The sequence below is a fragment of the Hymenobacter duratus genome (assembly GCF_014698995.1).
In the GTDB taxonomy this organism is placed as follows: domain Bacteria; phylum Bacteroidota; class Bacteroidia; order Cytophagales; family Hymenobacteraceae; genus Hymenobacter; species Hymenobacter duratus.
The window spans coordinates 145,468-172,066 of sequence record NZ_JACWZZ010000001.1 but is presented as its reverse complement, the minus strand read 5'-3'; the positions used below and the strand labels follow the sequence as shown (position 1 = coordinate 172,066).

Annotated in this window: 27 protein-coding genes and 1 tRNA gene; 7 read left to right on the top strand and 21 right to left on the bottom strand. The window is 57.0% G+C overall.

Annotated features, from left to right (window positions below):
• The first annotated feature begins 142 nt into the window (after positions 1-142).
• Positions 143-215: transfer RNA gene (locus IC231_RS00725), tRNA-Phe, on the top strand.
• A 585-nt stretch (positions 216-800) separates the two neighbouring features.
• Here the strand turns inward: IC231_RS00725 and IC231_RS00720 are convergent.
• From IC231_RS00720 to IC231_RS00660, 13 genes are all read right to left on the bottom strand, one after another.
• Positions 801-1,562 (bottom strand): enoyl-CoA hydratase/isomerase family protein, encoded by a 762-nt coding sequence (locus tag IC231_RS00720; protein ID WP_190782716.1) that lies wholly within the window; start codon positions 1,560-1,562, stop codon positions 801-803.
• Positions 1,563-1,643: 81 nt separating this feature from the next.
• Positions 1,644-3,695: a phenylacetic acid degradation bifunctional protein PaaZ gene (gene paaZ, locus IC231_RS00715; protein WP_190782715.1), complete on the bottom strand. Its 2,052-nt coding sequence runs from the start codon at positions 3,693-3,695 to the stop codon at positions 1,644-1,646.
• 107 nt (positions 3,696-3,802) lie between these two features.
• Positions 3,803-5,008: a 3-oxoadipyl-CoA thiolase gene (gene pcaF, locus IC231_RS00710; RefSeq protein ID WP_190782714.1), complete on the bottom strand. Its 1,206-nt coding sequence runs from the start codon at positions 5,006-5,008 to the stop codon at positions 3,803-3,805.
• 51 nt (positions 5,009-5,059) lie between these two features.
• Complete coding sequence (gene paaI, locus IC231_RS00705) at positions 5,060-5,503, bottom strand: hydroxyphenylacetyl-CoA thioesterase PaaI (RefSeq protein ID WP_190782713.1); 444 nt, start codon at positions 5,501-5,503, stop codon at positions 5,060-5,062.
• The gene (locus IC231_RS00700) at positions 5,472-6,668 is read right to left on the bottom strand and encodes a 3-hydroxyacyl-CoA dehydrogenase NAD-binding domain-containing protein (RefSeq protein WP_190782712.1); all 1,197 of its coding nucleotides are present in this window, start codon (positions 6,666-6,668) and stop codon (positions 5,472-5,474) included. Before IC231_RS00700 ends, paaI begins: the two co-directional genes overlap by 32 nt.
• Complete coding sequence (locus IC231_RS00695) at positions 6,665-7,450, bottom strand: enoyl-CoA hydratase-related protein (RefSeq protein ID WP_190782711.1); 786 nt, start codon at positions 7,448-7,450, stop codon at positions 6,665-6,667. Before IC231_RS00695 ends, IC231_RS00700 begins: the two co-directional genes overlap by 4 nt.
• A 104-nt stretch (positions 7,451-7,554) precedes the next feature.
• Entirely contained in the window at positions 7,555-8,067 is a 513-nt protein-coding gene (paaD, locus tag IC231_RS00690; protein ID WP_190782710.1) for a 1,2-phenylacetyl-CoA epoxidase subunit PaaD, read from the bottom strand.
• The gene (paaC, locus tag IC231_RS00685) at positions 8,061-8,867 is read right to left on the bottom strand and encodes a 1,2-phenylacetyl-CoA epoxidase subunit PaaC (protein ID WP_211538797.1); all 807 of its coding nucleotides are present in this window, start codon (positions 8,865-8,867) and stop codon (positions 8,061-8,063) included. The genes paaD and paaC overlap by 7 nt, the downstream gene beginning before the upstream one ends.
• Positions 8,867-9,154, bottom strand: coding sequence for a 1,2-phenylacetyl-CoA epoxidase subunit PaaB (gene paaB, locus IC231_RS00680; protein WP_073281021.1), 288 nt, complete (start codon positions 9,152-9,154; stop codon positions 8,867-8,869). Before paaB ends, paaC begins: the two co-directional genes overlap by 1 nt.
• An 83-nt stretch (positions 9,155-9,237) precedes the next feature.
• On the bottom strand, positions 9,238-10,188 hold the full coding sequence (gene paaA, locus IC231_RS00675) for a 1,2-phenylacetyl-CoA epoxidase subunit PaaA (RefSeq protein ID WP_190782709.1): 951 nt from the start codon (positions 10,186-10,188) through the stop codon (positions 9,238-9,240).
• Between the two features lie 78 nt (positions 10,189-10,266).
• Positions 10,267-11,346 (bottom strand): 1,2-phenylacetyl-CoA epoxidase subunit PaaE, encoded by a 1,080-nt coding sequence (gene paaE / locus IC231_RS00670; protein WP_190782708.1) that lies wholly within the window; start codon positions 11,344-11,346, stop codon positions 10,267-10,269.
• A 3-nt stretch (positions 11,347-11,349) separates the two neighbouring features.
• A complete protein-coding gene (locus IC231_RS00665; protein ID WP_190782707.1) occupies positions 11,350-11,934 on the bottom strand; it encodes a TetR/AcrR family transcriptional regulator in 585 nt (194 codons plus the stop codon).
• A gap of 42 nt (positions 11,935-11,976) precedes the next feature.
• Positions 11,977-13,317: a phenylacetate--CoA ligase family protein gene (locus IC231_RS00660; protein WP_190782706.1), complete on the bottom strand. Its 1,341-nt coding sequence runs from the start codon at positions 13,315-13,317 to the stop codon at positions 11,977-11,979.
• A 612-nt stretch (positions 13,318-13,929) separates the two neighbouring features.
• Between IC231_RS00660 and IC231_RS00655 the strand changes: the two genes are divergently transcribed.
• Positions 13,930-14,502 carry a fasciclin domain-containing protein gene (locus tag IC231_RS00655; protein WP_190782705.1) on the top strand — a complete coding sequence of 191 codons (573 nt, stop codon included), beginning with the start codon at positions 13,930-13,932 and terminating at the stop codon, positions 14,500-14,502.
• A gap of 77 nt (positions 14,503-14,579) precedes the next feature.
• Here the strand turns inward: IC231_RS00655 and IC231_RS00650 are convergent, their stop codons facing one another.
• Entirely contained in the window at positions 14,580-15,719 is a 1,140-nt protein-coding gene (locus tag IC231_RS00650; RefSeq protein WP_190782704.1) for a J domain-containing protein, read from the bottom strand.
• A 148-nt stretch (positions 15,720-15,867) separates the two neighbouring features.
• Here IC231_RS00650 and IC231_RS00645 point away from each other — a divergent pair, with 148 nt between their 5' ends.
• The 3 genes from IC231_RS00645 to IC231_RS00635 are packed head-to-tail and all read left to right on the top strand — an operon-like array spanning position 15,868 to position 17,728.
• Entirely contained in the window at positions 15,868-16,254 is a 387-nt protein-coding gene (locus IC231_RS00645; protein ID WP_185888153.1) for a phage holin family protein, read from the top strand.
• A 6-nt stretch (positions 16,255-16,260) separates the two neighbouring features.
• Positions 16,261-16,968, top strand: coding sequence for a hypothetical protein (locus IC231_RS00640; protein WP_190782703.1), 708 nt, complete (start codon positions 16,261-16,263; stop codon positions 16,966-16,968).
• The gene (locus tag IC231_RS00635) at positions 16,946-17,728 is read left to right on the top strand and encodes a geranylgeranylglyceryl/heptaprenylglyceryl phosphate synthase (RefSeq protein ID WP_190782702.1); all 783 of its coding nucleotides are present in this window, start codon (positions 16,946-16,948) and stop codon (positions 17,726-17,728) included. The genes IC231_RS00640 and IC231_RS00635 overlap by 23 nt, the downstream gene beginning before the upstream one ends.
• Before the next feature lie 104 nt (positions 17,729-17,832).
• On the opposite strand, the gene IC231_RS00630 is transcribed toward IC231_RS00635, so the two are convergent.
• The 7 genes from IC231_RS00630 to panC all read right to left on the bottom strand — a co-directional run bounded on the left by IC231_RS00630 (position 17,833) and on the right by panC (position 24,046).
• Positions 17,833-18,756: a helix-turn-helix domain-containing protein gene (locus IC231_RS00630; protein WP_185888156.1), complete on the bottom strand. Its 924-nt coding sequence runs from the start codon at positions 18,754-18,756 to the stop codon at positions 17,833-17,835.
• A 158-nt stretch (positions 18,757-18,914) separates the two neighbouring features.
• Entirely contained in the window at positions 18,915-20,054 is a 1,140-nt protein-coding gene (locus tag IC231_RS00625) for an acyl-CoA dehydrogenase (protein ID WP_190782701.1), read from the bottom strand.
• Positions 20,055-20,327: 273 nt separating this feature from the next.
• Positions 20,328-21,026 (bottom strand): zinc metallopeptidase, encoded by a 699-nt coding sequence (locus IC231_RS00620; RefSeq protein ID WP_190782700.1) that lies wholly within the window; start codon positions 21,024-21,026, stop codon positions 20,328-20,330.
• A gap of 74 nt (positions 21,027-21,100) precedes the next feature.
• On the bottom strand, positions 21,101-21,580 hold the full coding sequence (gene rfaE2 / locus IC231_RS00615) for a D-glycero-beta-D-manno-heptose 1-phosphate adenylyltransferase (RefSeq protein WP_190782699.1): 480 nt from the start codon (positions 21,578-21,580) through the stop codon (positions 21,101-21,103).
• Positions 21,564-22,658, bottom strand: coding sequence for a lysylphosphatidylglycerol synthase transmembrane domain-containing protein (locus tag IC231_RS00610; protein ID WP_190782698.1), 1,095 nt, complete (start codon positions 22,656-22,658; stop codon positions 21,564-21,566). Before IC231_RS00610 ends, rfaE2 begins: the two co-directional genes overlap by 17 nt.
• A gap of 62 nt (positions 22,659-22,720) precedes the next feature.
• Positions 22,721-23,068 (bottom strand): aspartate 1-decarboxylase, encoded by a 348-nt coding sequence (gene panD / locus IC231_RS00605; RefSeq protein ID WP_185888161.1) that lies wholly within the window; start codon positions 23,066-23,068, stop codon positions 22,721-22,723.
• A gap of 129 nt (positions 23,069-23,197) precedes the next feature.
• Entirely contained in the window at positions 23,198-24,046 is an 849-nt protein-coding gene (gene panC / locus IC231_RS00600) for a pantoate--beta-alanine ligase (RefSeq protein ID WP_190782697.1), read from the bottom strand.
• Between the two features lie 119 nt (positions 24,047-24,165).
• Between panC and IC231_RS00595 the strand changes: the two genes are divergently transcribed.
• Positions 24,166-24,978, top strand: a complete 813-nt coding sequence (locus IC231_RS00595; protein WP_185888163.1) for a glycogen/starch synthase — start codon at positions 24,166-24,168, stop codon at positions 24,976-24,978.
• On the top strand, positions 24,962-26,533 hold the full coding sequence (locus IC231_RS00590; RefSeq protein ID WP_190782696.1) for a DUF4270 family protein: 1,572 nt from the start codon (positions 24,962-24,964) through the stop codon (positions 26,531-26,533). Before IC231_RS00595 ends, IC231_RS00590 begins: the two co-directional genes overlap by 17 nt.
• Positions 26,534-26,599: the final 66 nt, after the last annotated feature.

The window sequence follows — 26,599 nt, the reverse complement described above, 5'->3', positions numbered from 1 at the left end:
CGTTATGCATAACAAATTACCTGTTTTGCTTCCGATAGTTTTCGACCAGAACATTTTTTTACGTTACGGCTTGCGGGATGAAAATGGTTTACTACTTTTGTGCTCTCCAACGGCTACAATGGCCTGCGGAGCACCCGGAGCTGGTAATGTAGCTCAGTTGGTAGAGCACAGCACTGAAAATGCTGGTGTCGTTGGTTCGATTCCAATCATTACCACTAAAACCCTCTTAGCGCTGCGCTGAGAGGGTTTTTTGTTTTAATCAGTGCCCCGCATTGCTTCGTCGGTAGCTGAGACCTGCCAACTGCTGGCGCTACTAGCCGCTCAGAGCCGGGCAGACTTTACAGTTCAAAGTAACATGTTCATATCCAAGCCATAAACATGCACCAAAGCTAACTTAGAAGCATTATTATTCAGCCAATATAGTTGGCAAAACTAATTATATTAGTATATTTGTTTCAGATATCAGCGGCTCACTTTAACCCCGATGTGGTCATGGAACAGGAGGCTTCTTATCAGGTGCTTTGCCAGGTGACGACAGCAGAACTACAGCATGGCGAGGTCGTTAGTACCCGGCAGACTGAGCATAGGCTGCTGACGGATACTCATGAGGTTAACGAGGTATTCTCGGATTTATATGCGCAGTTCCGCGGCCCGCGGCTCTTAGGACTGCAAATTCTATCTATCTGTCGTTGCCAATCCAAGCAAGCTATGGCTGCCTGATATCTGCCCTACTCTACTAAGCGAAAAAGCCGCTTCTCACTGCAATGAGAAGCGGCTTTTTGCTATTACCCGGGGCCAGACTAGCGGCTCTTAAACTGCTGTATGGCCTGACGGGTAAAGTCCGACAACACCAGCCGGCCGCTGATGCCGGCGCGCTCGGTGAGCAGTTTGTCCCAATGCTCTGTGCCCTGCCAGATAACGCGCTTGAGGTCGGTGAGAGCCTCAGGGTTGTATGCGGCCAGTTTGCGGGCAAACGCTAATACAGCGGCATCCAGCGCTTCAATCGACTCTACTACCTCAGCGTACAGGCCTTTTTGCCGGGCCCAGTCGGCGCTGCGGAACTCGGCGGCGTCCAGCGCAAGCTGGGCGAAGGCCGCAGTGCCAATCTTACGTTCCACGGCCGGGCCCACTACAAACGGGCCGATACCGACTACCAGCTCACTGAGCTTTACGCTGGCCTGGGCCGTAGCAAAGCAATAGTCGGTGGCGGCAGCCACGCCCACGCCGCCCCCAATGGCCTTGCCCTGCACCCGGCCGATGATGATTTTGGGCGAAGTTCGGCAGGCGTTAATCACCTTGGCAAAGCCCGAGAAAAACGCCAAACCCTGCGCTTCGTCCTCAATAGCTATCAACTCATCGAAGCTGGCGCCGGCACAGAAGGTTTTTTCGCCTTCGCTTTTCAGGATGATTACCTTGGTATCGGTGGCCTGACCTACCTGCGTAATGGTTTCGGCCAGCTGGGTGAGCAGCGCGCCGGGCAGGGAGTTGTGGCTGGGATGGAAGAAGCTGATGGTGGCAATGCCTTCCGAGGTAGTCTGGGTAGTAACGGTTCCTGTTGTCATGTGGGAAGTACGCTGAAAAAAGAACGTCATGCTTCGTCCCTGGCTTGATGCGCCACATGCTCAGCATGACGTTCTGAAAATCTATTCTTGGTTTTTTTTCTTCACCATCGTCAAGATAGTGGCAACGGCAACGGTTTCACCGGTTTCGTCCGATACGTCTACCAGCCAGCGCACAATACCTTTGGCTACGTCTTCGGCGTCGCGCTTTTCCTGCCCTATCTTCTCCTTCACGGTCAGCTTCACCCCGATGGTCATGCCGGGGTAGACGGGTTTGGTGAAGCGGCACTCATCGAGGCCGTAGTTGAGCAGGACGGGACCTTTGCGCGGATCCACGAACATGCCGGCGGCCTTGCTGAGCACATAGTAGCCATGGGCTACGCGGCCTGTAAAGAGCGTGCCTTCCAGTGAGGTAGCATCCACGTGGGCGTAGAAATTGTCGCCGGATACCTGCGCAAAGTTGGTGATATCCGCCTCCGACACGGTGTGGCGGTGCGTGGTATACGTCTGCCCAATTTCCAGCTCCTCGAAGTAGTGCTGGAAGGGGTGCTTGTCCTTCTCAATTTGCTTGGCTTTCGGCTGATATACTTCCGTAATGGCGGTAATCATGCTCGGAGAACCCTGAATGGCAACGCGCTGCATGAAGTGCTCTACGCCGCGCATGCCGCCCATTTCCTGGCCCCCACCGGCCCGGCCGGGCCCGCCGTGGATGAGCAACGGCAGCGGTGAGCCGTGCCCGGTGCTTTCCTTGGCTACTTCGCCGTTGAGCACCAGAATGCGGCCGTGGTGTGTGGCCGCGCCCAGCACGAATTCCTGCGCCGTAGCGGGGTCGTTGGTGGCTACGGAGCATACCAGTGAGCCTTTGCCGAGGTTAGCCAGTTGAATGGCTTCGTCCACGTTCTTGTAGGGCATGAGCGTCGCCACCGGCCCGAAAGCTTCGATTTCGTGGCTGTCGGTGAACTTGAAAGGCTCGGAGTTCAGCAGCACAATCGGCGACATGAAGGCCCCAGTTTTGCAGTCGCCGCCGATAACCTGCACGTTGTCCAGGTCGCCGTACACGATGGGTGTGTTTTTGGCCAGGCGCTGCACCTGCTCACGCACGCGCTTCACCTGCTCAAGGCCAGCCAGGGCACCCATGCGCACGCCTTCAGCCTGCGGATGGCCCACGGTGGTTTGCGCCAGGGCTTTGCCAAGGGCAATCTGCACGTCTTCCAGCAGGTTTTCGGGCACGATGGCGCGGCGGATGGCGGTGCATTTCTGCCCAGCCTTGGCCGTCATTTCCTTCCGTATCTCCTTGATGAACAGGTCAAATTCCATTGTTCCGGGCACCGCATCGGGCCCGAGCACGGCCGCATTCAGCGAATCAGCTTCCATGGTAAAAGGCACGGCTTCGGAGAGGATGCGCGGGTGGCCCTTGAGCTTGCGGCCGGTTTCAGCCGAGCCCGTGAAGGTCACCACGTCCTGGTAAGTCACATGGTCGAGGATGCCCTGGCCCGAGCCCACGACCAGCTGCAGGGCGCCTTCTGGCAAGATTTTGGAGGCAATAATTTCTCGCACTACGGCCTCGGTGAGGTAAGCGGAGGGCAGCGCCGGCTTGATGATGGCCGGCATACCGGCCAGCAGGTTCACCGCAATTTTCTCCAGCATGCCCCAGATGGGGAAGTTGTAGGCATTGATGTGCACGGCCACGCCTTCCTTCGGCACCATAATGTGGTGGCCCATGAAGTTGCCGGCCTTCGACAGCGCAATGGGGTCCGACTCTACGTAGAAGGGCTTGTCGGGGAACTTGCGGCGCAGCGAGGCATTGGCAAACAGGTTGCCGATACCGCCCTCAATGTCAATCCAAGAGTCGGCGCGGGTGGCGCCGCTACGGTAGCTGAGCGTGTAGAAATCTTCCTTTTTGCTGTCGAGGTGCAGGGCTAGGGCCTTGATCATGCGGCCCCGCTCGTGGAAGGTCATGCGGCGTAGCGCCTTATTGCCGACCTGGCGGCCGTAGTCGAGCATGGCGGCAAAGTCCAGGCCTTCGCCGTTGGCAATGGCCACCACTTCGCCGGTGCTGGCGTCGTAGAGTTCCTGCTGGTCGCCGGTACCGGCCATCCAGCGGCCCAGGGCGTAGTTTCCGAGAAGTTCAGGCATGATATAGGGAGGATGCAATGATGGAAGAATCGGGAAACAGACGCTTTTATCAAGCAACCTGATTCCGTACTGGGTCTGATTCCGTACTGGGTGCTTACAATTCCGGGCTATACCCGCTCAATAACAGCGGCGTAGCCCTGGCCCACGCCAATGCACATCGTCACGAGGGCGTAGCGCTTTTGCTGGCGGTGCAGCTCCCGAACGGCGGCGTTGAGGATGCGCGCCCCGCTCATACCCAGCGGGTGCCCCAACGCAATGGCGCCACCGTTGGGGTTGATGCGCGGGTCGTTGTCCTGGAGGCCCAGGGCCCGGACGCAGGCTATGCTTTGGGCAGCAAACGCCTCGTTCAACTCAATTATGTCGATGTCGTTGAGCGTCAGGCCGGCCTTTTTCAGGGCCTGATGGGAAGCGGGCACCGGCCCGATGCCCATGATGCGCGGCTCCACGCCGGCCACCCCCATGCTCACGATGCGGGCCTTGGGCGTGAGGTTATGTTGTTTGATGCCATCTTCTGAGGCCAGCAACAAGGCAGCCGCGCCATCGTTCAGGCCCGAGGCGTTGCCGGCCGTTACGGTACCAGTTTTGCGGAAGGCGGGGCGCAATTTGGCCAGGCCTTCCAGCGTGGTAGCAGGCTTCAGGAACTCGTCCTGCGCGAATTGCAGTGGCTCGCCTTTGCGCTGCGAAATGCCCACAGCCACAATTTCCTCACCGAGCCGGCCACTACCTTGCGCTTCGGCGGCTTTTTGTTGGGAGTGCAGGGCAAACTGGTCCTGGTCGTCGCGGCTGATGCCGTACTGGTCCACCAGATTTTCGGCGGTTTCGCCCATGGCATCGGTGCCGTACAGTTCCTGCATGCGCGGGTTGATGAAGCGCCAACCGAAACTGGAGTCAGCCATCTGCGAGTCGGTGCCAAAGCCTTTGGAGGGCTTCGACATCACCAGCGGAGCCCGGGTCATGTTCTCCACGCCGCCCGAAACGAACAGGTCACCGTCGCCGCTCTGAATGGCGCGGGCCGCCCCGATGCTGGCCGACAGGCCCGAAGCGCAGAGGCGGTTCACGGTTTCGCCGGGCACGGTGGTGGGCAGGCCGGCCAGCAGCAGCGCCATACGGGCCACGTTGCGGTTGTCTTCGCCGGCCTGGTTGGCGCAGCCCAGAATAACGTCGGCAATGGCGGCCGGGTCGGCTGAGGGGTTGCGGCGCAGCAACTCCCGGATGGTCAGGGCGGCGAGGTCATCGGGCCGAACAGCAGAAAGTGTCCCGCCGAAGTTGCCGATGGGCGTCCGAATGCCGTCGATGATGTAAGCTTGGCTCATTTTTTTAGCTATTAGCTGTTGGCTGATAGCTGTCAGCTGAACGGCTAACAGCTACATGAGTATTTCGTTGCTGGTGCGGTAAGCAGTGCCTTTGAAAAGGGCCAGCACCACCCCGTGCTGATTGGTGGCACGCACCTGGTACACGCCGACTTTGTGCTTGAGGCTTTCTTCGCGGGCTTCCACGGTAATTACGTCGCCGAGCCTACCGGCTTCGAGGTAGTCGATGGTGACGGTGAGGCCCACGCTCTGGCGGCCGTGGCTGTTGCAGGCAAAAGCAAACGCCGAGTCGGCGGCCGCGAAAGTCACGCCGCCGTGCAGCGCCGAAAAGCCGTTGAGCATATTGGGGCGCACCGTGAAGCGCAGGCGGCAATAGCCCGCTCCCACTTCCTGCACTTCCAGCCCGAGCAGCTTGCTGAACGCATCCTGCTGCAGCATCCGGTCCTTTACGGCCTCGGCGGTGCTGCTAGTGCTGGCGATTTTCGACGGGTGCTCCATGCTGAAAAAAGGTATGCCCGGCCGCCACCATGCGGCGCAGCAGCGGGCTGGCGCGGTAGCGGTCCTCGTGGTACTCGTGGTAGAGGTCGTCGAGAGTAGTGAGGACGTTTTGCAAGCCCAGCTCATCGGCCCAGGCCAGCAGGCCTTTGGGATAGTTGACGCCTTTAGTCATGGCCAGCTCCAGGTCCTGCTTGGACGCTACGTTCAGGGCCAGCGCGTCCACGGCTTCGTTGATAAGCATGGCCAGGATACGGTGCAGCACCTGGCGGCCCAGCGCTTCGTCGCGGGTGGGTTTGGGCGGTACGGCACCTTCGCGGTAGTCATAGAAGCCGCGGCCCGCCTTCCGGCCGTAGTAGCCGGCCTCAAACAGGCGCTTCTGGGTGAAGCTGGGCTTGTAGCGTGGGTCGAAGAAAAAGCTGGTGAACACCGACTCCGTGACGCGGTAATTCACGTCGTGACCGATGAAATCCATCAGCGTAAACGGCCCCATCCGGAAGCCACCCAGCTCAGTCATGGCCCAGTCAATGGTTGCCATATCGGCAATTCCTTCTTCCAGAATCCGGATGGCTTCGCCGTAGAACGGCCGCGCCACACGGTTTACAATGAAGCCCGGCGTGTCTTTGGCGAGCACCGGCAGCTTGCCCCAGCTCTGCACCAGCGTCCGGATTTCCTCGGCGAGACAAGCGCGGGTCTGCACGGCCGGAATTACTTCCACCAGCTGCATAACCGGGGCCGGATTGAAGAAGTGAATGCCGATAAACCGCTCCGGTTTCTGGCAGGCCGCCGCAATGGAGGCAATGGACAGCGAGGACGTGTTGCTGGCCAGCACGCAGTCATCGGACACCACCGCTTCTACATCCTGAAAAACGGCCTGCTTCACCGCCAGATCCTCCACTATAGCTTCAATCACCAGGCCGCACTCCGCGAAAAGGTCCATGTCGGAGCAAGCGCGGATGCGGCCAATGGCGGCTTCCGCGTCGGATGATGTGATTTTGCCTTTTTCGGCCAGCTTGCGCAGGCTGGCTTCGATACCAGAAGTGGCCCGCTGCAGAGCGGCGGCATTCTTATCGAGCAAGCACACGGGGTGGCCAGCCTGGGCCACTACCTGCGCAATGCCCGCGCCCATGGCCCCACTCCCGATGATTCCGACGGTGAACTTGCTCATTGCCCGGTGAAGCTAGGTTGGCGTTTTTCAAGGAACGCCGATACGCCTTCCTTGTAGTCGGAAGTGGCGCCGGCCCGCAGCTGAAAGTCGGCTTCGTAGCGGAGCTGCTGGGTCAGGTCTTTACTGAACGTCACGTTCAGGAGCTGCTTGGTGTAGGCCAGGCCTTTGGTAGGCATGGCGGCCAGCTTGCGCACCAGCGCCTGCGCTTCCTGCTCAAACACGTCGTCGGCAAATGCCTTGTAAATCATGCCCATCTGCACGGCTTCGGCGGCCGAAACCTTGTCGCCGGTCAGCATCAGGGCCGAGGCGCGCTGCATGCCAATCAAGCGGGGCAGAAAGTACGTCCCGCCGCTGTCCGGAATCAGCCCGATCTTGCTGAAAGCCTGGATGAAAGAAGCTGACTCCTTAGCTACTACGATGTCGCAGGCCAGGGCCAGGTTGGCGCCCGCGCCGGCGGCCACGCCATTCACGGCGGCCACCACCGGCTTGTCCAGCGCCCGAATCAGCTCCACAATCGGGTTATAGTGCTTCTCCACAATCTCCGCTACTTCCGGGCTATCCGGGCCCGTAATTTCCGCCAGATCCTGACCCGCGCAGAATGCCTTGCCGGTACCCGTAAGCAATACAGCGCGTACTTCCGGGTTCTGCTGGCACTCCTGCAAATACTGCTGCAGCGCCAGCGCCACTTCCTTATTAACGCTGTTGAAAACCTGGGGCCGGTTGAAGCAGATGGTGGCGACACCGCCATCAAGGGAGAAAAGCAGAGAAGGAGTTTCGGACATGATTGGTTGGGGTGGGAAAGAACAGAACCGGCTGTCAGGCTGAATGAAGCGGCAAAGCTGCTCCGGCTTTGCCTAACACTCCGGGCTTATGAGAGTGCGCCCGCCTACGCGTGGCACTTGAAGTAGTCGAAGGGTTCCAGGCAGTCGTCGCACTGGTAATGGGCTTTGCAGGCCGTGGAACCAAACTGACTGACCATGTGCGTATTATCGGACTTGCAGAGCGGGCAGCGCACGGCCGTATCCTTGCCGAACAGGTTGAGCATGTGGCCGGTTGCCGTTCCATCAACGGGCGGAGCAATGCCGTATTCTTCCAGTTTCCGGCGGCCCGCCTGGCTCATCCAGTCCGTGGTCCAGGCGGGGCTGAGTTGGTTGTGGATGTGCAGCTTGGTAATGCCCTCCGCCAGCAGCAGCAGCCGGATTTCGGTGGCAATAACGTTCATGGCCGGGCAGCCGGAATACGTGGGCGTGATAGTGACGTGGACGTCCTCGCCCTCCACCCGCACTGCGCGCACGATACCCAGGTCCAGGATGCTGAGCACAGGCACTTCCGGGTCGGAAACGCCTTCCAGCAACTGCCAGATGTGCTCCTCATTCGGGGGTGCCAGTTGCTCTACCATTGCAAACCGGGGTAAGTGCGTTGCATGTATTGCAGCTCGGCCAGCAGGTAGCCCAGGTGCTCCGTATGGCGGCCGTCTTTGCCACCTTTCTGCATAAACACGCCCACGGGCACCGCCAACGTAGCTTCCTCAAACACGCGGGCTATGTGGGCGTCCATCTGCTCCCGAATGGCCGCGTAGTCAGGCACAAAGCCGGCGGCCTGCAGGGCCTGCTCGGTGGCCGAAGGAGTGGTCAGCTCGCCGGTATAGCGCCACAGGTTTTCAATGGCTTTTTCTACGCGGCGGCGGCTTTCCTCTGTGCCGTCACCCAGCCGAATCACCCACTCGGCGCTCCACTTGATGTGGTACGCGGCCTCTTTCACCGATTTCTCGGCAATAGCCGCCAGCTGCGCATCGGGGCCCGATTTGAGCTGCAACAGCAGGTGATAATGGAAACAGTCGTAGATAAACTGCCGCACGATGGTGCCTGCGAAATCACCGTTAGGCTGCTCCACCAGCAGCGGGTTGCGGTATTCCACGGCGCTGCGCAGGTAGGCCAGATCATCCTCGCTGCGGCCTTTGCCTTCCAGCTCGGCAGCATACTGGTAGTAGCTGCGGGCCTCTCCCAGAAAGTCCAGCGCAATGTTGGCCATAGCCAGGTCCTGCTCCAGAATGGGGCCGTGGCCGCACCACTCCGACAGACGGTGCGCCAGAATCAGGCTGGTATCAGCGAGTTGCAGTACGAAAGGAAACAGCTGCGCCTGCGCTTCAGAAGGAGCCGCGGCGGTGGCCTGGGCGGGCATCGTGGAATCCGTCATCATTACATGTGCTTGATGGAATCCGGCACTTGGTAAAAGGTCGGATGGCGGTAGATTTTGTCGTTGGCCGGCTCGTAGAAAGCGGCCGCGTCGTCGGGGTTGGAGGCGTGCACGTTCGTCGACTCCACTACCCAGATGCTCACGCCTTCAAGGCGGCGCGTGTACACGTCGCGGGCGTTCTGGATAGCCATTTCGGCGTCGGCGGCGTGGAGACTGCCCACGTGCTTATGGTCGAGGCCCTGCTTGCTGCGGATGAAAACTTCCCACAGCGGCCATTCTTTCTGGGTCATGATTTGGGGAATTTAGCTCGGGAAGGAGCTGGGAAAACGGCGGCATATTGCACGCCACCGAACAATCTGGATTCAGGCTAGGATTACGCCGCTACGGCTTCGCGCTGCTTGCGCTTTTCGGCGTGGGCCAGGGCGGCTTCGCGCACCCAGGCGCCTTCCTCATGAGCCTGCACGCGGGCCTGCAGACGCTCCTTATTGCACATGCCGTTGCCTTTCACCACGTTCCAGAATTCCTCCCAGTCCACGTCACCGAAGTCGTAACCCTGCTTGGCTTCGTTCCACTTCAGGTTGGGGTCTGGCACCGTGAGGCCCAGGAATTCGGCCTGAGGCACCATCATGTCCACGAATTTCTGGCGCAACTCGTCATTGGTGAAGCGCTTGATGCGCCAGTTCATCGACTGGGCCGTATTTGGTGAGTCAGCATCCGCCGGGCCGAACATCATCAGTGTGGGCCACCACCAGCGGTTGAGGCCTTCCTGGGCCATGGCCTTCTGCTCCGGCGAGCCTTCGCATAGGGTCTGCATGATTTCGAAGCCCTGACGCTGGTGGAAGCTTTCTTCTTTGCACACGCGCACCATAGCGCGGGCATAGGGGCCGTAGGAAGTGCGGCACAGCGGCACCTGGTTCAGGATGGCGGCGCCATCTACCAGCCAGCCCACGCAGCCCATGTCGGCCCAGCTCAGGGTGGGGTAGTTGAAAATGCTCGAATACTTGGCCTTACCCGAGTGCAGGTCGGCCAGCATTTGGTCACGGGAAGCACCCAGGGTTTCGGCTGCCGAGTAGAGGTAGAGACCGTGGCCGGCTTCATCCTGCACCTTGGCCAGCAAAATGGATTTGCGCTTGAGCGAAGGAGCCCGCGTAATCCAGTTGCCTTCGGGCAGCATCCCAACCAACTCAGAATGAGCATGCTGCGAAATCTGTCGAATCAACGTCTTACGGTAGGCGTCGGGCATCCAATCCTTGGGCTCAATGCGCACATCGGCATCAATGCGGGCCTGAAACTGTTCTTCCTGGGTGAGTTCTAGCGTTTCCATACCGGTTCAACAAAGGTTAACTAACAATCGTTAGTTAAATGTAAGGAAAAATCTTCTGCTCTACTTGAGCGGCCCCTTCTACTGGTCAAAGTCCACCACCACTTTCTCCGAAGTAGGGCGGGCTTGGCAGGAGAGGACGTAGCCTTTGGCTACTTCGGTGTCGGAGAGAGAGTAATTCACGTCCATTTCTACGGTGCCTTCCGTCACGCGGCAGCGGCAGGTGCTGCACATGCCGTTTTTGCAGGAGTAGGGCGCATCAGCACCGGTTTCCAGCAGGGCATCCAGAATCGTGTCGCCGTAGTACGACATTTCCAAAATGCGCTTGGTGCCTTCCAGCTGCACCGTTACCTGGCTGTGCTTGTCGTCTTCGCCAGCGGGGCGCTGGGCCTGGCGGGCGGCGGCGCGCTGAGCACTGCCCGCAGAGGCAAACATCTCGAAGTGGATCTTCTCGGGCGCCACGCCGGCCTCAGCCAGCACGTCCTTCACGTCGTTGATCATCTCCTCCGGGCCGCAGATAAACGCCTCGTCAATCTCGCTGGCGGGCACTATTTTCTGCAGGAACAGACGAGCCTTCTCGGCGTTGATGCGGCCGAACAGCAGGTCAGTGTCGCCCTGTTCGCGGCTGAGGATGTGGTACACGCTGAGGCGGTCCACAAACTTGTTTTTCAGGGCCTCAATTTCCTCCTTAAAGATGATAGAGTTGCGGCCCCGGTTGCCGTAAATCAGGTACACCTGGCTGTGGAGCTCGGTCAGCAGCACCGTTTTGATGATGGACATGACTGGCGTAATGCCTGAGCCGGCCGCAAACATTACGTACAGCTTCTGCTGCTCGGGGTGCAGCTGGGTGTAGAAGTGGCCCATCGGCGGCATCACCTCCAGCTCCTCCCCTACCCGCAGCGTTTCCACTGCCAGCGAGGAAAACCGACCTTCCGGCACTTTCTTGATGGCCACGCGCCACTCATTATCGAGCGGGCTGCTGCAGATAGAATACGAGCGGCGTAGCTCCTCGCCGTCATGGTCGCGGCGGAACGTGAGGTACTGGCCCTGCGTGAATTTGAACGTCTCGCGTAGGTCGGCGGGCACATCCAGGGATACGCTCACGCAGTCCGGGGTTTCCCGAACGATGCTCTTGATTTTGACTTTATGAAAACGGCTCATCGGTTACTTCTTTTCCAGCCCGGTGAGGAGCATGGTGATAATATTGGCTTCCAGCTCTTCGGCGGAAAGCTCGCGGCCGGGGCGGTACCACAGCTCCACCCAGCGCACTGCCGAAAGAATCGTGAACAACGCTACCGACACATTCACAGGCTGAAATTCGCCGGCGGCAATGCCCTGCTCAATGAGAGCTGCGAAGCCTTTCTCGTACTGTTTGCGGGCCTGCTTAAACTCCGTCAAGGCCGGTTCGCGCAGGTATTTCCAGTCGTGGTTAGCTACTGATACGGCCGCGCCGTCCTCAATCATGAGGCGGATATGCAGCCGGATCAGCGCCTTGATCTTTTCGCCGTACGCGGCCTGAGTTGCTTCAATTTCGGCGAGTTGAGAAATGTAAATGCCTGATATGCGGAAGCAGATCAGCTCCAGAATTTCATCCTTAGACTTGATGTGGTTGTACATGCTGGCAGCCTCAATGCCTACTTCGCTGGCCAAATCACGCATGGAGGTGCCGCCGAAGCCTTTTTGCTTGAACAACTTGGCGGCTTCGTCCAGAATAAGCTGACGTTTGTTGACTTTACGCGTCGGAATCATAGGTGGGAGGTAGAAGGTCAGGAGCAGGTGGCTAACGGCCTTCTAAAGATTGCGCAAATCTTTGACGCGGCTGAGTTTGCCACCTTCACTGCGCGGCAACTGCCCGAAGCCCAGCAGCGTCACTTTCATGCTGAGCCCGATGTTGTCCTTGATTTTCTTGGCGAATGCGCCCTTGAGCGTCTTCAGACACTCATGCTGCTGCACTACATCGTCGGAAAGGCTTTCCAAGCCCAGTTCCCGCATCAGCACTTCGCCGATTTCCACATTCACTTCCACCTCATCCATGCTGCCGCGGCGCGAAGCCACCACCTGATAATAGGGGCTCACGTTTTCAAGGCTGTTGATGATGTCTTCGACCTGCGTGTGAAAGAAATTGACGCCCCGGATAATGAGCATATCGTCGGCGCGGCCACGGATGGGCCCCATTTTGACGTGGGTACGCTTATGGGAGTGCTCGTAGTAAATGTTGGTGATGTCGCCGGTCCAGTAGCGCAGAATGGGCATGGCCTTTTTGGTGAGCGTCGTGAGTACCAGCACGCCCATCTCGCCCTCCGCTACCGGCTCGCCGGTTTCCTGATGCACAATTTCGGGGTAGAAGTGGTCTTCCCAGATGTAGCTGCCCGTGCCTTGCTCGTCCACATCCTCCTGCGACACGCCTGGTCCCATGATTTCGCTCAGGCCGTAGATGTTAGACGCCCGAACGTTCAAGCCTTGCTGTACCTGCCCCCGGATTGCCTCGCTCCATGGCTCGGCCCCCAGCACCGCAAGCTGCAGATTAATGGCATCCAACGGAATACCACGGCGCTTCAGCTCCTCGGCTAGTACCTGTGCATAGGAAGGCGTGGCGCAAATAACTTCCGGCTGAAAATCCTGTAGCAACTGTAGCTGCCGGTCGGTGCTGCCCCCCGATATGGGAATCACTGTCATGCCAAGCTTTTCAGCTCCGTAATGAATTCCCATACCACCCGTAAACAGGCCGTAGCCGTAGGCATTCTGCATCTTCATGCCCGGCCGACAACCGGCCGCGGCCAAAGAGCGGGCTACAACTTCCGAGAAAACTTCTAGGTCGGCGGCGGTATAGCCAACTACGGTGGCTTTACCGGTAGTACCGCTTGAGCAGTGCAGACGCGCCACCTCCGGCTGAGGCACAGCAAACAGCCCAAAAGGATAATTATCCCGGAAGTCAGATTTCTTGGTAAAGCCAAGCTTCGGCAGCTCCTCCAACCCTTTGAACGTAGTCGGGTTGACTCCCAACGCATCGAACTTCTGCTGATAGAACGGTACACGCTGGTATACGTATGCGACCTGCTCTTTCAGGCGGGCACTCTGTAAAGCGCGGAGTTGTGGCAACGGCAGACGCTCAATAGCAGGATTGTATAGCATGAGACTGGGTTCAGGATGAATAGCAGGTTGAAGGTAAAGACATCTAACCTCATAAACAAACGTTTGTTAGTTTATGGGGTTATTTTCTTAACGCCCCCCGTATTTGGGCTGACGCGCCTGCTGTACGGCGAAATGCCATTCAATAATACAATCTGTATTTCAGTGAATTGAGTGCGCACTAACCTAAAAAAAGCTAACACTCACTAGTATTTTGGAATGTTTGCTTAATATTGTCCCGTCATCAGGCAGCTAATCCCCCCGGTTATCTGATGGCCAATTCCCACGCCCCGTTTACCAGATGAGCTCCCACCCCATCTGGCCCCCTGTTCTTCGATAACCTCAAGGTTTCGAAAATCCCACCCCGGCCGAACCAGTCTAACTGGTTCGGCCGGTTTGCGTTTGGCGCATTTGCTCCCACAGTACCGCTGCCACTGCCCGGGCTATTGCTGACTTTCTGCTTTGACGTGAGTACTTACCCACCAGCGGCATGCAGGCGCGAAAGCGGCAGAAAAGGCCAACTGAAAATTATTTCGTGGTACGATAAATCCAATTGCGCAAGCGGCGGCGTAAGTGCTGTCAAATCATCTACTCCACTGCTCTTGCATTTGTGCCATGAAAAAAAACCTGCTTTCCCTCGCTCTGGCGGCCCTGTTGGGTGCTGCATCTGTCACGTCCGCTTTGGCTCAGGCCCAAATGACACCTGGCACGGTACAGGTAGGCGGCCAGGCGATGTACCCGAATAAGAACATTGTAGCGAATGCCGTAAACTCTGCCGACCACAAGACTTTGGTGGCTGCGGTGAAAGCAGCCGGCCTTGTTGAAACGCTACAGGGCAAAGGCCCTTTCACAGTTTTCGCTCCTACTGACGCGGCTTTTACCGCCCTGCCGGCTGGCACCGTAGAGACACTGGTGAAGCCGGAAAACAAAGCCACTCTCACCAAAATCCTGACCTACCACGTGGTAGCCGGCAACATGACGGCCGACAAGATTATGGCCGCCATCAAGGCGGGCAAGGGCACGGCCACACTCAAAACAGTGAGTGGCGGCACGCTAAAAGCTATGATGAACGGCCCCAAGAACGTGGTGCTGGTAGACGAGAAAGGTGGTGTTTCTACTATCTCTACCTACGATGTCATCCAGAGCAACGGTGTGATTCACGTAATTGACAAGGTGCTGATGCCTTAGTGCATTACACATAGCGTAATCAGATCAAAAAAGGTGGCCTCTAATGGGGTCACCTTTTTTGTTATGGGTAGTCGGTACTAAGGACAATTTTGCCGCCGGGCTTCGTCGGCGTATACGTAACCCAGACGCACAGCGCGGCGAAAAAACTCACAAGCAGCTGGCGCATTTCCCTCCTGCTGTGCTACCCGCCCCAACAGGAAATGGACTTGGCCATTCTGGGGGTTGGCTTCCAACACATGCCGATAATCGAGACGTGCCTGCGCTAAGTCCTGCAGCTTGTAATAGGCCAGCCCACGGTATGTCAGGTACTTTATCGGCAGCGGCTTGCCCAATTCGGCTCGTTGCCGCAGGCCCACGGAAAGGTCGTGGATAGCCTGCGAGAATCTTTGCTGCTCAAACAGCCGCACTTCGCCACGAGCCAGCCACGCGCCACTTTGTGTTGAGTCGAGGGCTAGCGCGTAGGTGAGGCTCTGTTCGGCAGCATCCGCCTCACCGAGTCCCGCCTGGCACTGGCCCAACCGGAACAGCAGCCGTGCCCGCTCGGTAGCCTGTTCGGTACCAGCGAGGGCAGCCAAATAATCTTCCTGCGCCGCTTTATAGTTGCGGTTAACTAGTTGCTCTATTGTTGCACGGCGACGCAATGCTTCTTTATAGTTGGGCTTAAAGCGAAGCGCTTCCGTGAAATACGCATGCGCCGTTTCCCACTTTTGTTTCCCATATGCTTGCAAGCCGTCTTCATAGTTACTCACTGCCGTAACGTGGTCCATGGTGAGCTTCACCGTCAGCACAAATAGCAGCAGCCCAGCCAGCAACCCGAATGTTAGCAGATAGTCGCGGCGGGTAAATTTGCGCTGCCGTGCAATAGGGCGGTAATGCCGCTCAGCAGAACCTGCCGGAGGCCGTGTGCGCAAAGGTGCAGGCGGGGGCATAGGCACCCCATACAAATGCTGTGTAGAAGTTTGGTACTGCTGCTGGCGTACAGCCTCCGCTGCCCGCAACGCCGCCACCCGTAGTTGATGGTCGTAGGAGGCTCGTCGTGCCGGGTCGTTCAGCACCCGGTATGCGGCCGCTACTGCCTTGAACCGCTCCTCATACAAACGGCTGCCGCCATGCTTATCCGGATGCAATTCTATAGCCAGCTGCTTATACGCCCGCTTGATGTCGTGCGGTGTGGCAGTGGCGGCTACGCCTAGTATCTGGTAATGGGTTTGAATCAAAATGCAGCAGGTTGCGGGTAAAAATACGGTAGATTCCAGACACAGTCCCGCATTTTCCGTATGAACTGGCTATCCGAAAATTCGGTTTCGCACCTGCTTTCCGGATGACACTTTGGTAACATTGTTTTCCGCAAATCCTCTCCCACCTATGGGTATTTTCACTGACGAAGACGACGCAAGCAAGACGCCCCGAACCGATAATATCATCGGTAACCTGAAAGGTTACCTTGATACCCGCATCGACCTGGTCCGCCTAGAAGTGCAGGAAAAGGTGAAAAGCGCTTTCGTTGGCACTCTGCACGGTGTGGCGCTGGCTGCCATCGGGCTATTCTTCTTCCTCTTCCTGAACATTTTTATTGGCTTGCTGCTCAACGAAAAGCTAGATAGTACTTATTGGGGCTTCGGCATTCTGGCGGGGTTCTATCTGGTGCTGTTGATTATTTTTCTGGTCGGTGTTGATAAGAAAGCTTTTCAGGGGCTTGCTGATAAGACGCTGGACAATACCATTTATAAATCCGACAAACGTCAAGCCTAATCTAACATGGCCGAACTGACTAACCCGCTGTTTGAAGGCGAAAAGGAGTTTCTGGAACGCCAGAAACTGGAATATGAGCGCGCGTTGCTAGGCGATGTGGAGGAAATAAAAGAGAAAACGCAACAGGTAAGCAAGTACGTAGCCATCGGTGCTGGTGTACTGGGCGGCATCTGGCTTCTATCGAAGGCGTTTGGCTCATCAAAAAAGCCCAAGCGTGAGCTAGCAGGAGGTTCTCGTCCTCGCCGGACACTACGCAAGGCACATACCACCGCTACCGACGTAGCCTCGAGCGACGACTTGGGGTTTGGCGTGGGCCAGCATCATGCTGACCGGGGCCAACAGCACGCTTCGCACGAACGGGTGCACATTGCCCCCGACGTCTACCATGCCAGCGCCCTAAGCTCCGACGACCCATTCGAACCAGTGAATTCAGGCACTGTGCCCATGTCGCGGCCCGTGACCGTGTCCCATTCAGACGAGGCTTCTTCCATCATGGCCTCAGCATTCCGCTCGTTTCTGCAGTCTGATACGGGCAAGATGTTGGTAGCGCAGGCTACGGCGGTATTGATGGCAGTAGTTGCCAAAAAGATGAGTGAGTATTTGCCGATGATCAAAAATCCCGACCTTGCGACTTCTCCAACGGAGCCGGAAACCCGGGACATCGACTTTACCTATCACCACGACGACGCGAATGCGCCTCACCAGCCTCTATGATGGCCTTAGCAAACGCCGAACGCATGGCCGCAAAGCCTTAGCGGTTCTGCTCGACCCCGATAATCTGGACGAAGCAGGTTGCCGGCGTTTGCTGGAGCTGAGCGAGACTCATCCAATAGATTACTTTTTTGTGGGCGGCAGCTTGGTGATGACGACTCACCAGGCTGCCCTCATTCGTTTACTAAAGGAGCATTCAGCAGTGCCTGTGCTGCTGTTTCCCAGCCACAGCTTGCACCTCGACCCCCAGGCTGATGGTATCCTGTTGCTCTCCCTGATTTCGGGTCGCAACCCTGAATTCCTGATTGGGCAGCACGTAATTGCGGCGCCCTTGCTACGCCAGAGCAATCTTCAGATCCTGCCAACCGGCTATATGCTGGTTGACACGGGCCGCCAGACGACAGCCAGCTACGTAAGTGGCACCACTCCTCTTCCCTACGACAAGCCTTCTATTGCGGCCTGTACTGCTATGGCAGGCGAGCAGCTTGGTCTACGCCTTATCTACTTAGATGGGGGCAGCGGCGCCATGTATCCGGTATCAACGACCATGATTCGGGCCGTACGCCAAGCTATTGAGGTACCGCTCGTTGTTGGAGGAGGCATCAACACGGCAGATAAGGCTCAGGCGGCTCTGGAAGCCGGTGCCGACGTTATTGTAGTAGGCAACCAGATTGAGAAAACGCCCGAGTTCTTAGGAGATGTTTCCCGTGTGGTACAAGCTTTCAATACCGTGTCTGATGCTGTAGCGCATAAGTCCTCCTGATCTTTGCCGCAAGCATTTTGGCCAACAACAGCAACGCCCCGCACTACCTAGTAGTGCGGGGCGTTGCTGTTGTTGGCTGATCGGCAGGTAATACCGATGCGGTGCTAGATATTCATTGCCGACTCGCGGCGGCGCATCTTACCGGCCGGAATACCGAACATCATCTTGAAGCGGCGGCAGAAGTAAGCCGTGTCTTTGTAGCCCACTTCCTTACCAATGTCTCGGATGCTCTTTTTAGTGGTGCGCAGCAGGAATACAGCACGCTCCATACGCTGGTACTCGATGTAGTCCTGCGGATTGATTCCGGTCAGCATCTTGAAGTACTGGCCCACATAATCCTCACTCACGTTGGCCACGTTGCTGAGCACCTTGTTGGACAGGTCGCCGCCGATGTTCTCCTTGATGTAGTTGAACAGATCAATAAGGCGCGGATCTTTAAAGTAGGTGCTGTTGGTAGCCAACTGCTCTACAAACATCTTGTTTTTCAGGATGTAGCGCACAATTTCGACCACCAGATTCTCAGTGTAAATCGTAATCAGCCGCTCGCGGCCTGGCAGTTCCTGCAGGCTCTCTTCCACCACCTTGATAACCAGGTTTGCCAGTTTCGAATTGTTCGAAATCAGGAAAGCCGGCACATCAAGCGAGGCGAAGAAGTTTACGGAATCAAATACCTTGGCCTCGAAGCTTACGAAGGAATGGCTTTCCTCAGCATCTCCGATGAGGTCGAGGTCGGAATTGGAATGGAAGAACTTGTCTTTGTTGCTGATCAGGTCATCGTTGGTGATGACCTTGCCTGACGACTCGCCATAGTTCACCTTGGTAGCACGGCCACCCGGGATGAACAGCATCTCGCCTTCCTCCACTACCTGCTCCTCTTCGCCAAACGTAATACGGCCCTTGTGCAGCAAAATGAGGTTGTTGCCAACATCATAAGAGTTGCGTACTGTGAATGGCTGTTGCAGTACTAAATTTTTTGCTTTGATGTAGCGCACACCAAGCGACTCTATCACTTTATTGTAATCTTCCATCTTCCAGGGGTGGTTTGCGTCCTTTGGTAAGTCCGGTGAACGGGGTGGCCGGACTTATGTAATGCAAATTAAGATATAAAAATTCACAAAAACGAAAAACCCAGCCGAATAGTGGCTGGGTTTTGTGCAATAGTTCTGACTTTTAGGCTATTCGCCGTTTATTTCAGAATTTCCCGCGAGATTACAATTTTCTGAATCTCAGAGGTTCCCTCATAAATCTGCGTGATTTTGGCGTCGCGCATCATGCGTTCCACGTGGTATTCCTTCACGAAACCATAGCCCCCGTGAATCTGTACGGCTTCTACGGCAGTATCCATAGCTACTTTCGAGGCAAACAGTTTGGCCATAGCTCCGGATTTGGCATAATCCTGATGCGCATCCTTATCATGGGCCGACTGCAGGCACAGCAAACGAGCAGCGTCGATGTTGGTGGCCATATCAGCCAGTTTGAACTGGATAGCCTGGTGCTGCGAAATCGGAACCCCGAAGGCTTTACGCTCTTTGGAGTATTTCAACGACAGCTCATAGGCCCCGGAGGCAATGCCGAGTGCCTGCGCCGCAATACCAATGCGGCCACCAGCTAGCACCTGCATAGCGAACTTGAAGCCGAAGCCGTCCTCACCGATGCGGTTCTCTTTAGGCACTTTCACATCCGTAAATAGCAGTGAGCAGGTGTCGGAGCCACGGATACCGAGTTTGTTTTCTTTGGGAGCAGTCTGGAAACCATCCATGCCTTTCTCCACAATCAGCACGTTAATGCCGCGGTGCTTCAATTCGGGGTTGGTCTGGGCTACTACCAAGTATACCGAAGCAGTAGTACCATTGGTAATCCAGTTTTTGGTGCCGTTGAGCAGGTAGTAGTCGCCTTTGTCGTCGGCAGTGGTCCGCTGGCTGGTAGCGTCAGAACCGGCTTCAGGCTCCGACAGTGCGAAAGCTCCAATGATTTCACCGGAAGTCAGGCGGGGCAGATACTTGCGCTTCTGCTCCTCGGTGCCATATTTCTCCAGCCCCCAGCATACCAGCGAGTTATTCACCGACATGATAACGGAGCACGACGCATCCACTTTGCTGATTTCCTCCATAGCCAGCACGTAGCTCACGGTATCCATACCGCCGCCGCCGTATTCGGGGCTCACCATCATGCCCATGAAGCCCAGTTCGCCCATCTTCTTGATTTGCTCGGCCGGGAATTTCTGGTGTTCGTCGCGCTCAATTACGCCGGCCCAAAGCTCATTCTGAGCAAATTCGCGGGCGGCTGCCTGTACGGCAAGTTGTTCTTCGGTAAGCTGGAAATCCATGCGGACGGGGCTTGGGGTGGGATGGGGAAAAGATCAGACGAGGGCCGGCTTGCGTTGCAGCAAGGCATTGTGGCGCCTTCAAAATTAAATCACAAATGTTGAGATGAAGCAGAAGGCCCGGATTTTTATGCCGTTTGTGGCTTCAACTGCTAAAAATCGGCTTTTGTTTTTGAACAATTCCAACCTGACTGGTCAATAGGAAAGCCAAGCCGCCGCTCCGGATTCCGGAGCGGCGGCTTTCAACAGCACTGCAGGCAGCACGGTCGCCAGCAGCTAGCGCCGGTCGCGGCTGCCCATAAAGATACTCACGTAATAAAGCAGTGTGGCTAAGGAGCTTAGAGCGGCTACCACATAGGTCATGGCAGCCCACCACAGCGCGTCTTTGGCCATGGCATGCTCCTGAGGCGTCACGATGCCGCGCTTGTCAATCCAGGCCAGTGCCCGTTTGGAAGCGTCGAACTCCACGGGCAGTGTCACGAACGAAAACAGCGTGGTGAGCGAGAACAAGACAATGCCCACGCCCAGCGGAATTACCGTGGAACGAATCATGAGCACACCAGCCAGCAGCACGAAAGGCATAAACTTAGACACCGCGCTCAGTGCCGGCACCATAGCCGAACGGAACTGCAGAGCGCTGTAAGCCGTGGCATGCTGCACGGCATGGCCGCACTCATGGGCCGCCACGGCAGCAGCAGCGGCGCTACGCTCGGCATATACTGCCTCGCTCAGGTTCACGGTCTTGTCGGTAGGGTTATAGTGGTCCGTAAGGCGCCCTTCGGTGCTGATGACGCGCACATCGTTGATGCCGTGGTCGGCCAGCATCAGTTCTGCAATTTGCTTACCCGACAGGTTGGATTGCAGCCCTACCTGGGCGTACTGGCTGAATTTGCTGCGCAGACGCCATTGGATAATCCAGCTCACGACCATCGCCAGAATGACGATGAAGTAGATGCCGCTTGAGTTGTAGTACATGGAGAGTTACGGTTTGTGGTTTCTGAGTCCTGACGGCGTCTCTGGCCGTTGCTATCAGCAACCAGAAACCTTCCTCAGGAACTCCGCAAAATTCGCTCGACGATGCGTGTGGTGCTGTAGCCGGCTACCAAGGGTACGGTCAACACCTGCCCGCCGTTTTGCAACACTACCTCATGCCCCACAATTCCACTGATGGCGTAGTCATCGCCTTTCACCAGAATATCGGGCACGATGGCCTCGATAAGGGCCAGCGGGGTTTGCTCATCGAAGAGCACTACCGCATCCACGAACAAAAGGGAGGCCAGAACCCGCGCACGTGACACTTCGTCCTGAAGCGGGCGTCCGGGCTTCAGACGGCTGACAGAAGCATCCGTATTGAGGCCCAGCACCAGCTTGTCGCCGAGGTGGCGGGCTTTTTCCAGGTAATCGACGTGGCCCAGATGCAGCAGGTCGAAGCACCCGTTGGTAAACACGATTTTCTGGCCTTCAGCCTTCCAGGCAGCTATTACCGGCAGCAGCTCGGTACGGCTCATGATTTTATCTTTCGTCCACATCGGCCGTAATTTCAGTTGGCATCGCAGACAGCAGAGGTGCTTTGCGTCCCAGCCGCCCCGATTTTCCCATGCTGATCATGAAACTGATACCACCCATCAGGACGACGAGCAGCGTTTGGGCCCCATGCACCACCAGCGCATAGGCAATGCCACCTTCCTTACTGATACCGTACACCAGCAGCGTGCTTTGCACCAGCAGGTGAAATACGCCGATGCCGCCCTGCACCGGGGCTGCCATTCCGAACGCCCCGAACGTGAGCACTGCCAGGGCAGCCCGCACCCCCAGGTTGTAGGTTTCGGGGAAGGCGAAGAATGCCAGATAGTCCATCAGGAAGTAGACCAGCCACGTGAAGAACGTATGGAACAGGAACGAGCCTTTGTTCTCCAGCTTTACGATGCTGAACACGCCCGCCAGCAGCCCTTTTACAAAATTCAGCATCCGGTCGAAGACCGAGATTTTGCGTAGCCGCTCCAGGTTGCGCCACAGCAGGTAGCCGGAAATCAGCAGGGCCAGCAGCGCTACCACGGCCGCAGCAATCAGGGTATTGCTGTTGCGGGCCAGCGCGTCGGCCTTGCCCTGCAGCAGGTAGGTATCGGCAAATCCCCAGAAAGTCTTGAAATCCAGCAGCAGCACGGTGCCCAGCAAGCCCAGCAGCACCAGCACGTCGATGATCCGCTCCGTAATGACCGTGCCCAGTGCTACCTGCAGCGGCACTTTACTGGTGCGCTGCAACAGCGAGCAGCGCACGACCTCTCCTACCCGGCCGGGCAGCACCATGTTGGCCAGATTGCCTGCCATCATGGCGTGGTACACATCCCAGAACGCCGGCTTTGCCCCTTTCGCAATGGGGTCGAGCTGCATTTTCCAGCGGTAGGCCCGGCTGAAATAGCCCAGCACCGACGCAGCCATGGTCAGCATCAGCCACATGTAGTCTGCCGTGCGCACTGTCTCGGCAATACGGCCCAAGTCCTGGCCGCGCACGGCATACCACATCAGCAGGCCTGATACCGACAATAGCAGGGCGTATTTAAGAATATTGAGCAGTTGCTTCACAAAGGAAATATCAGTTTGGTGCACGGCTATTTTTTGCAGCAGGTAATATCAACCGTCTTTCACCAGGAAGGAATAACTGCAGGCCCTTACCCGAGACGGTTGTGCTGGTCAGGAAAGATAACGGTTGGTTTGTGCGCGCGGGCTTCGGCAAAGTCAATCAGCGCATAGGATATGATGATGACTATGTCGCCGACGGCTACCCGGCGCGCCGCCGGACCATTAAGGCAAATCATGCCGGAGCCCCGCTCCCCGCGGATGGTATAGGTTTCGAACCGCTCCCCGTTGTTGATATTGACGATGGTAACCTTCTCGTTCTCCACCATATTGGCAGCATCAAGCAGGTCTTCATCAATGGTGATACTGCCCACGTAATGCAGCTCGGCCTGGGTGACTTTAACGCGGTGAATCTTCGACTTGAGGACCTCGATGTGCATGAGAAAGGCGGGGTAAAAACAAAGGCCGCAAAGATACGCAAGGCAAGACTGTGAGGAAGCGAAATTGTACGCCGGCCGCAGGGCGCTTGGGCAGCACCCTGCGTATTTGCCTTGCTTCAAACTGCCTGTTTACGGTTCCAGCACCAGGTTGTCGATGAGGCGCACTCCTCCCAGATGCGCCGCTAGGCACACCACTATTGGTTGGCCGGGTTGCCAGCTGTTCAGCGGCTGCAGCGTGTGGGCGTCGGCTATTTCAAAATATTCCAGTGTAAAAGCCGGCTCCGAGAGTATGTAAGCGCTGGCAGCCTGTTGGGCGGCGGCGGCGCTAGCTCCCTGCCTGAGTTGCTCCGCGGCCAGCTGCAGCGCCGCATAGAGCCGTGGAGCCACTGTGCGCGCCTCGGCGGGCAGCCGCCGGTTGCGCGAGGACATGGCCAGACCATCTGCCTCCCGCACGGTGGGAAACGACACCAGTTCCAGATCAAAGGCCAGATCAGCCACCATCTGCCGCACAATGGCTACTTGCTGCCAGTCTTTCTGGCCGAAGTACGCCTGGTGTGGGCGGCTCAGATGAAACAGCTTCCCAACCACCGTCGCTACGCCGTTGAAATGGCCGGGCCGGTGCGTGCCTTCCATCACGTGCTCCAATGCGCCAAAGTCGAACTTCATGACCGAGGGCTTTGGATACATTTCCTCCACGGAGGGCAGAAACAGTACCGTGCAGCCGGCCGGGGCCAGCAGGTTGGCGTCGGCTTCGGGCAGGCGCGGATACAGCCGGAAATCGTCGGGATTATTGAACTGGGTGGGATTGACAAAAATGCTGACGATGACAACGTCGCAGGCCTGGGCAGCAGCCCGCACCAGTTGCAGGTGGCCTTCGTGCAGGGCGCCCATGGTAGGCACCAGCGCCAGGCGCAGACCAGCGCGGCGACAGTTTTCGGTGTAGGCTTGCAACGCGGCGGCCGTGTGCAGTATCTCCATAGACGTAGTAGCCTGTTTGGGCAGGCTCCAGGTGGGTTTAGTTGAATTTTCGCTCAAATTTGTTTAATTTTGTGCTCCCCAACGTGTTGCCTTTCCCCAAATACCCTTTTCTGACTGATATGTCCAAGTTGAGAATCCTCTACGCGGCTACGGAGATTGATCCGTTTTTGCAAACGACCAAAGTAGCGGAATTTTTGCGGCGCCTGCCTCAGGGCATGCAGGAAATGGGGATGGAAATCCGCATTTTCGTTCCCCGCTTTGGCATCATCAACGAGCGGAAAAACCGGCTCCACGAGGTAGTCCGCCTTTCCGGTATCAATATTGCCGTTGGTGAGGATGAGAAGCCGCTGATTATTAAGGTAGCCTCTATTCCGAACGCCAAGCTGCAGGTGTACTTCATTGACAATGAAGACTATTTCCACCGCAAATCAGTCCTGGTTGACAAGAACGACAAGTTCCACGCCGACAACGATGAGCGGGCTATTTTCTTCTGCAAAGGCGTGCTGGAAACGGTGAAAAAGCTGGGCTGGGCTCCCGACATCGTTCATTGCAACGACTGGATGACGGGCCTGATTCCGATGTACCTGAAAACGACCTATAAGAAGGACCCGATTTTCAAGGACGCCAAGTCGGTTTTCACGATTTACAACAACGAATTCGATTACAAATTCGAAGGCGACATCATCGAAAAAGCCAAAATGCTTGATATCGATGATGAAATGCTGTCCGGCCTGAAAACAGCCGACTTCGGTGGCTTCATCAAAGTAGGTATGGAATATGCCGACTCCGTGGTGAAATCTGACGAAGATTTCAGCGACAATCTGAACGCCTTGTTCCTGGAATACTCGAAGAGCAAGCAGATCGGGCAGGTAGGAGCCGACGAAAACCTACTGACTTCTTACTACGCACTGTATAATGAACTGGCCAATTAGCGCCTGCCGGCTTTCGTCGGTTTCTCTTCTTTCCGCGGTGCTGCTCTTTACGGCAGCTGGCTGCGAAGACGCCAACGACCTGGGCGTAGAATTGCCGGGTACGGCGGCCGCCAATACTGACTACCGCGACTTTCCGGTTACGGCCTCTACGGTACTCCGCGACTCGTTTGAAACGCAGAAAGCCACCCGCATTCTGGTGGGCCGGGTGCGTGACAATGTGTTGGGCACTACCACTGCTACTGCCTTCCTGAACCTGAAAATTGCGCAAGCGGTAGTAGCCGCTGACACGCTGCCTTCGGCGGTAACCAAGCTGACGGGTGTCGACCCCAATCCGCAACTGGACTCCCTGGTGGTGGAGGCGGCTTTCGACGCTGTATACGGTTCGTCTACGACGCCACTGCGCGTAAACGTTTATCAGTTGGCTCAGCCGCTGGATGACCGTGAAACGTACAATGCCGCTTCTTCCGTGGCCTTGGGCAGCGAGCTTGGCCTCAACGTTAGTACCCGGTTGAATGCCACCGCTAGGCGGCGCGAGCGAACCAACAGCAGCAGCAGCACCGACACCACTACCATTGTAGTGACGGTGCCCAACAACACGGTGCGGCTCAAGCTGCACGGTGGCGGGCGAAACCTGCCATTGGCCAATGATGTCTTCTCCCTGCTGAAAGGCACCAGCTTCACGCAGGCGGCCCTCACAGCCGTTTGGAAAGGCATGGCGCTTCAGCCAGCGGCTGATTTCAATACGGCTGTTGTTGGGCTGCTACCCTCTTCAGCGGCGCGTGCGGTTTTCTACTATCATTACACCAACAAGAAAAACACCGGAACCCTGAAGGGCCGCTACAGTGTTGCCTTTGGTTTGGGGAGCTTCCAGAGCCGCGAGAATGCCCCACGGTATTTCACCCAGATTACCAATGAACTGCCTACCGGCTCCCCTCTTGCTAGGTTGGCTGGCGCAAACGGCGCGACACAGTCCGTTGCAGCAGGCGAAACGGATGGTAAGGTGTACATGCAGAGCGGTAACGGATTCGGCGCTAAACTGGAAATTCCGGGCCTGAACGAGTTGCGGCAACTGGCACAGCCGGTTGATGGCGGCAGCCCTGCTATTGCCATCAACCGGGCCGAGCTGCTGATACCGGTAAGCCCGTTTGCGAATTTGCTCTTCCCACAGGCGCCTTCAGCTTACCTGTACGAAGTCAATGCCACAAACCAGTCGTTGCAGCGCACGTTGCTGAACAACCGGGTGGAGCGCTTGGTGCTCCGGGAAGGAGTCAACCCGACAGGGGCAGGCCTTACTTCTATCGTAGACGACCAGTACAGCAACGGCTACTACCAGAATGCGGCCAAGGCCACTCTCAACAGTCCGCTCAATACGTTTTACACGATGAGCATCACAACCTACGTGCAGGCTTACGTCTATGACAAGCTGGGCGGTCCTACTCCGGCTGCTTTCGTCCTGTCGCCGTACCTGCGCAAATTCTACGAGCTGGACCTGAACCGGGCAGTTCTGGATGGCAACAACATCAAGCTGCGGGTTTACTACTCGAAGTTGCGCTAACTTTCGGCCTTCATTTTTGCCTTTGAAGCTGCGGCACGGCATTTGCCAAGCCGCAGCTTTCTGTCT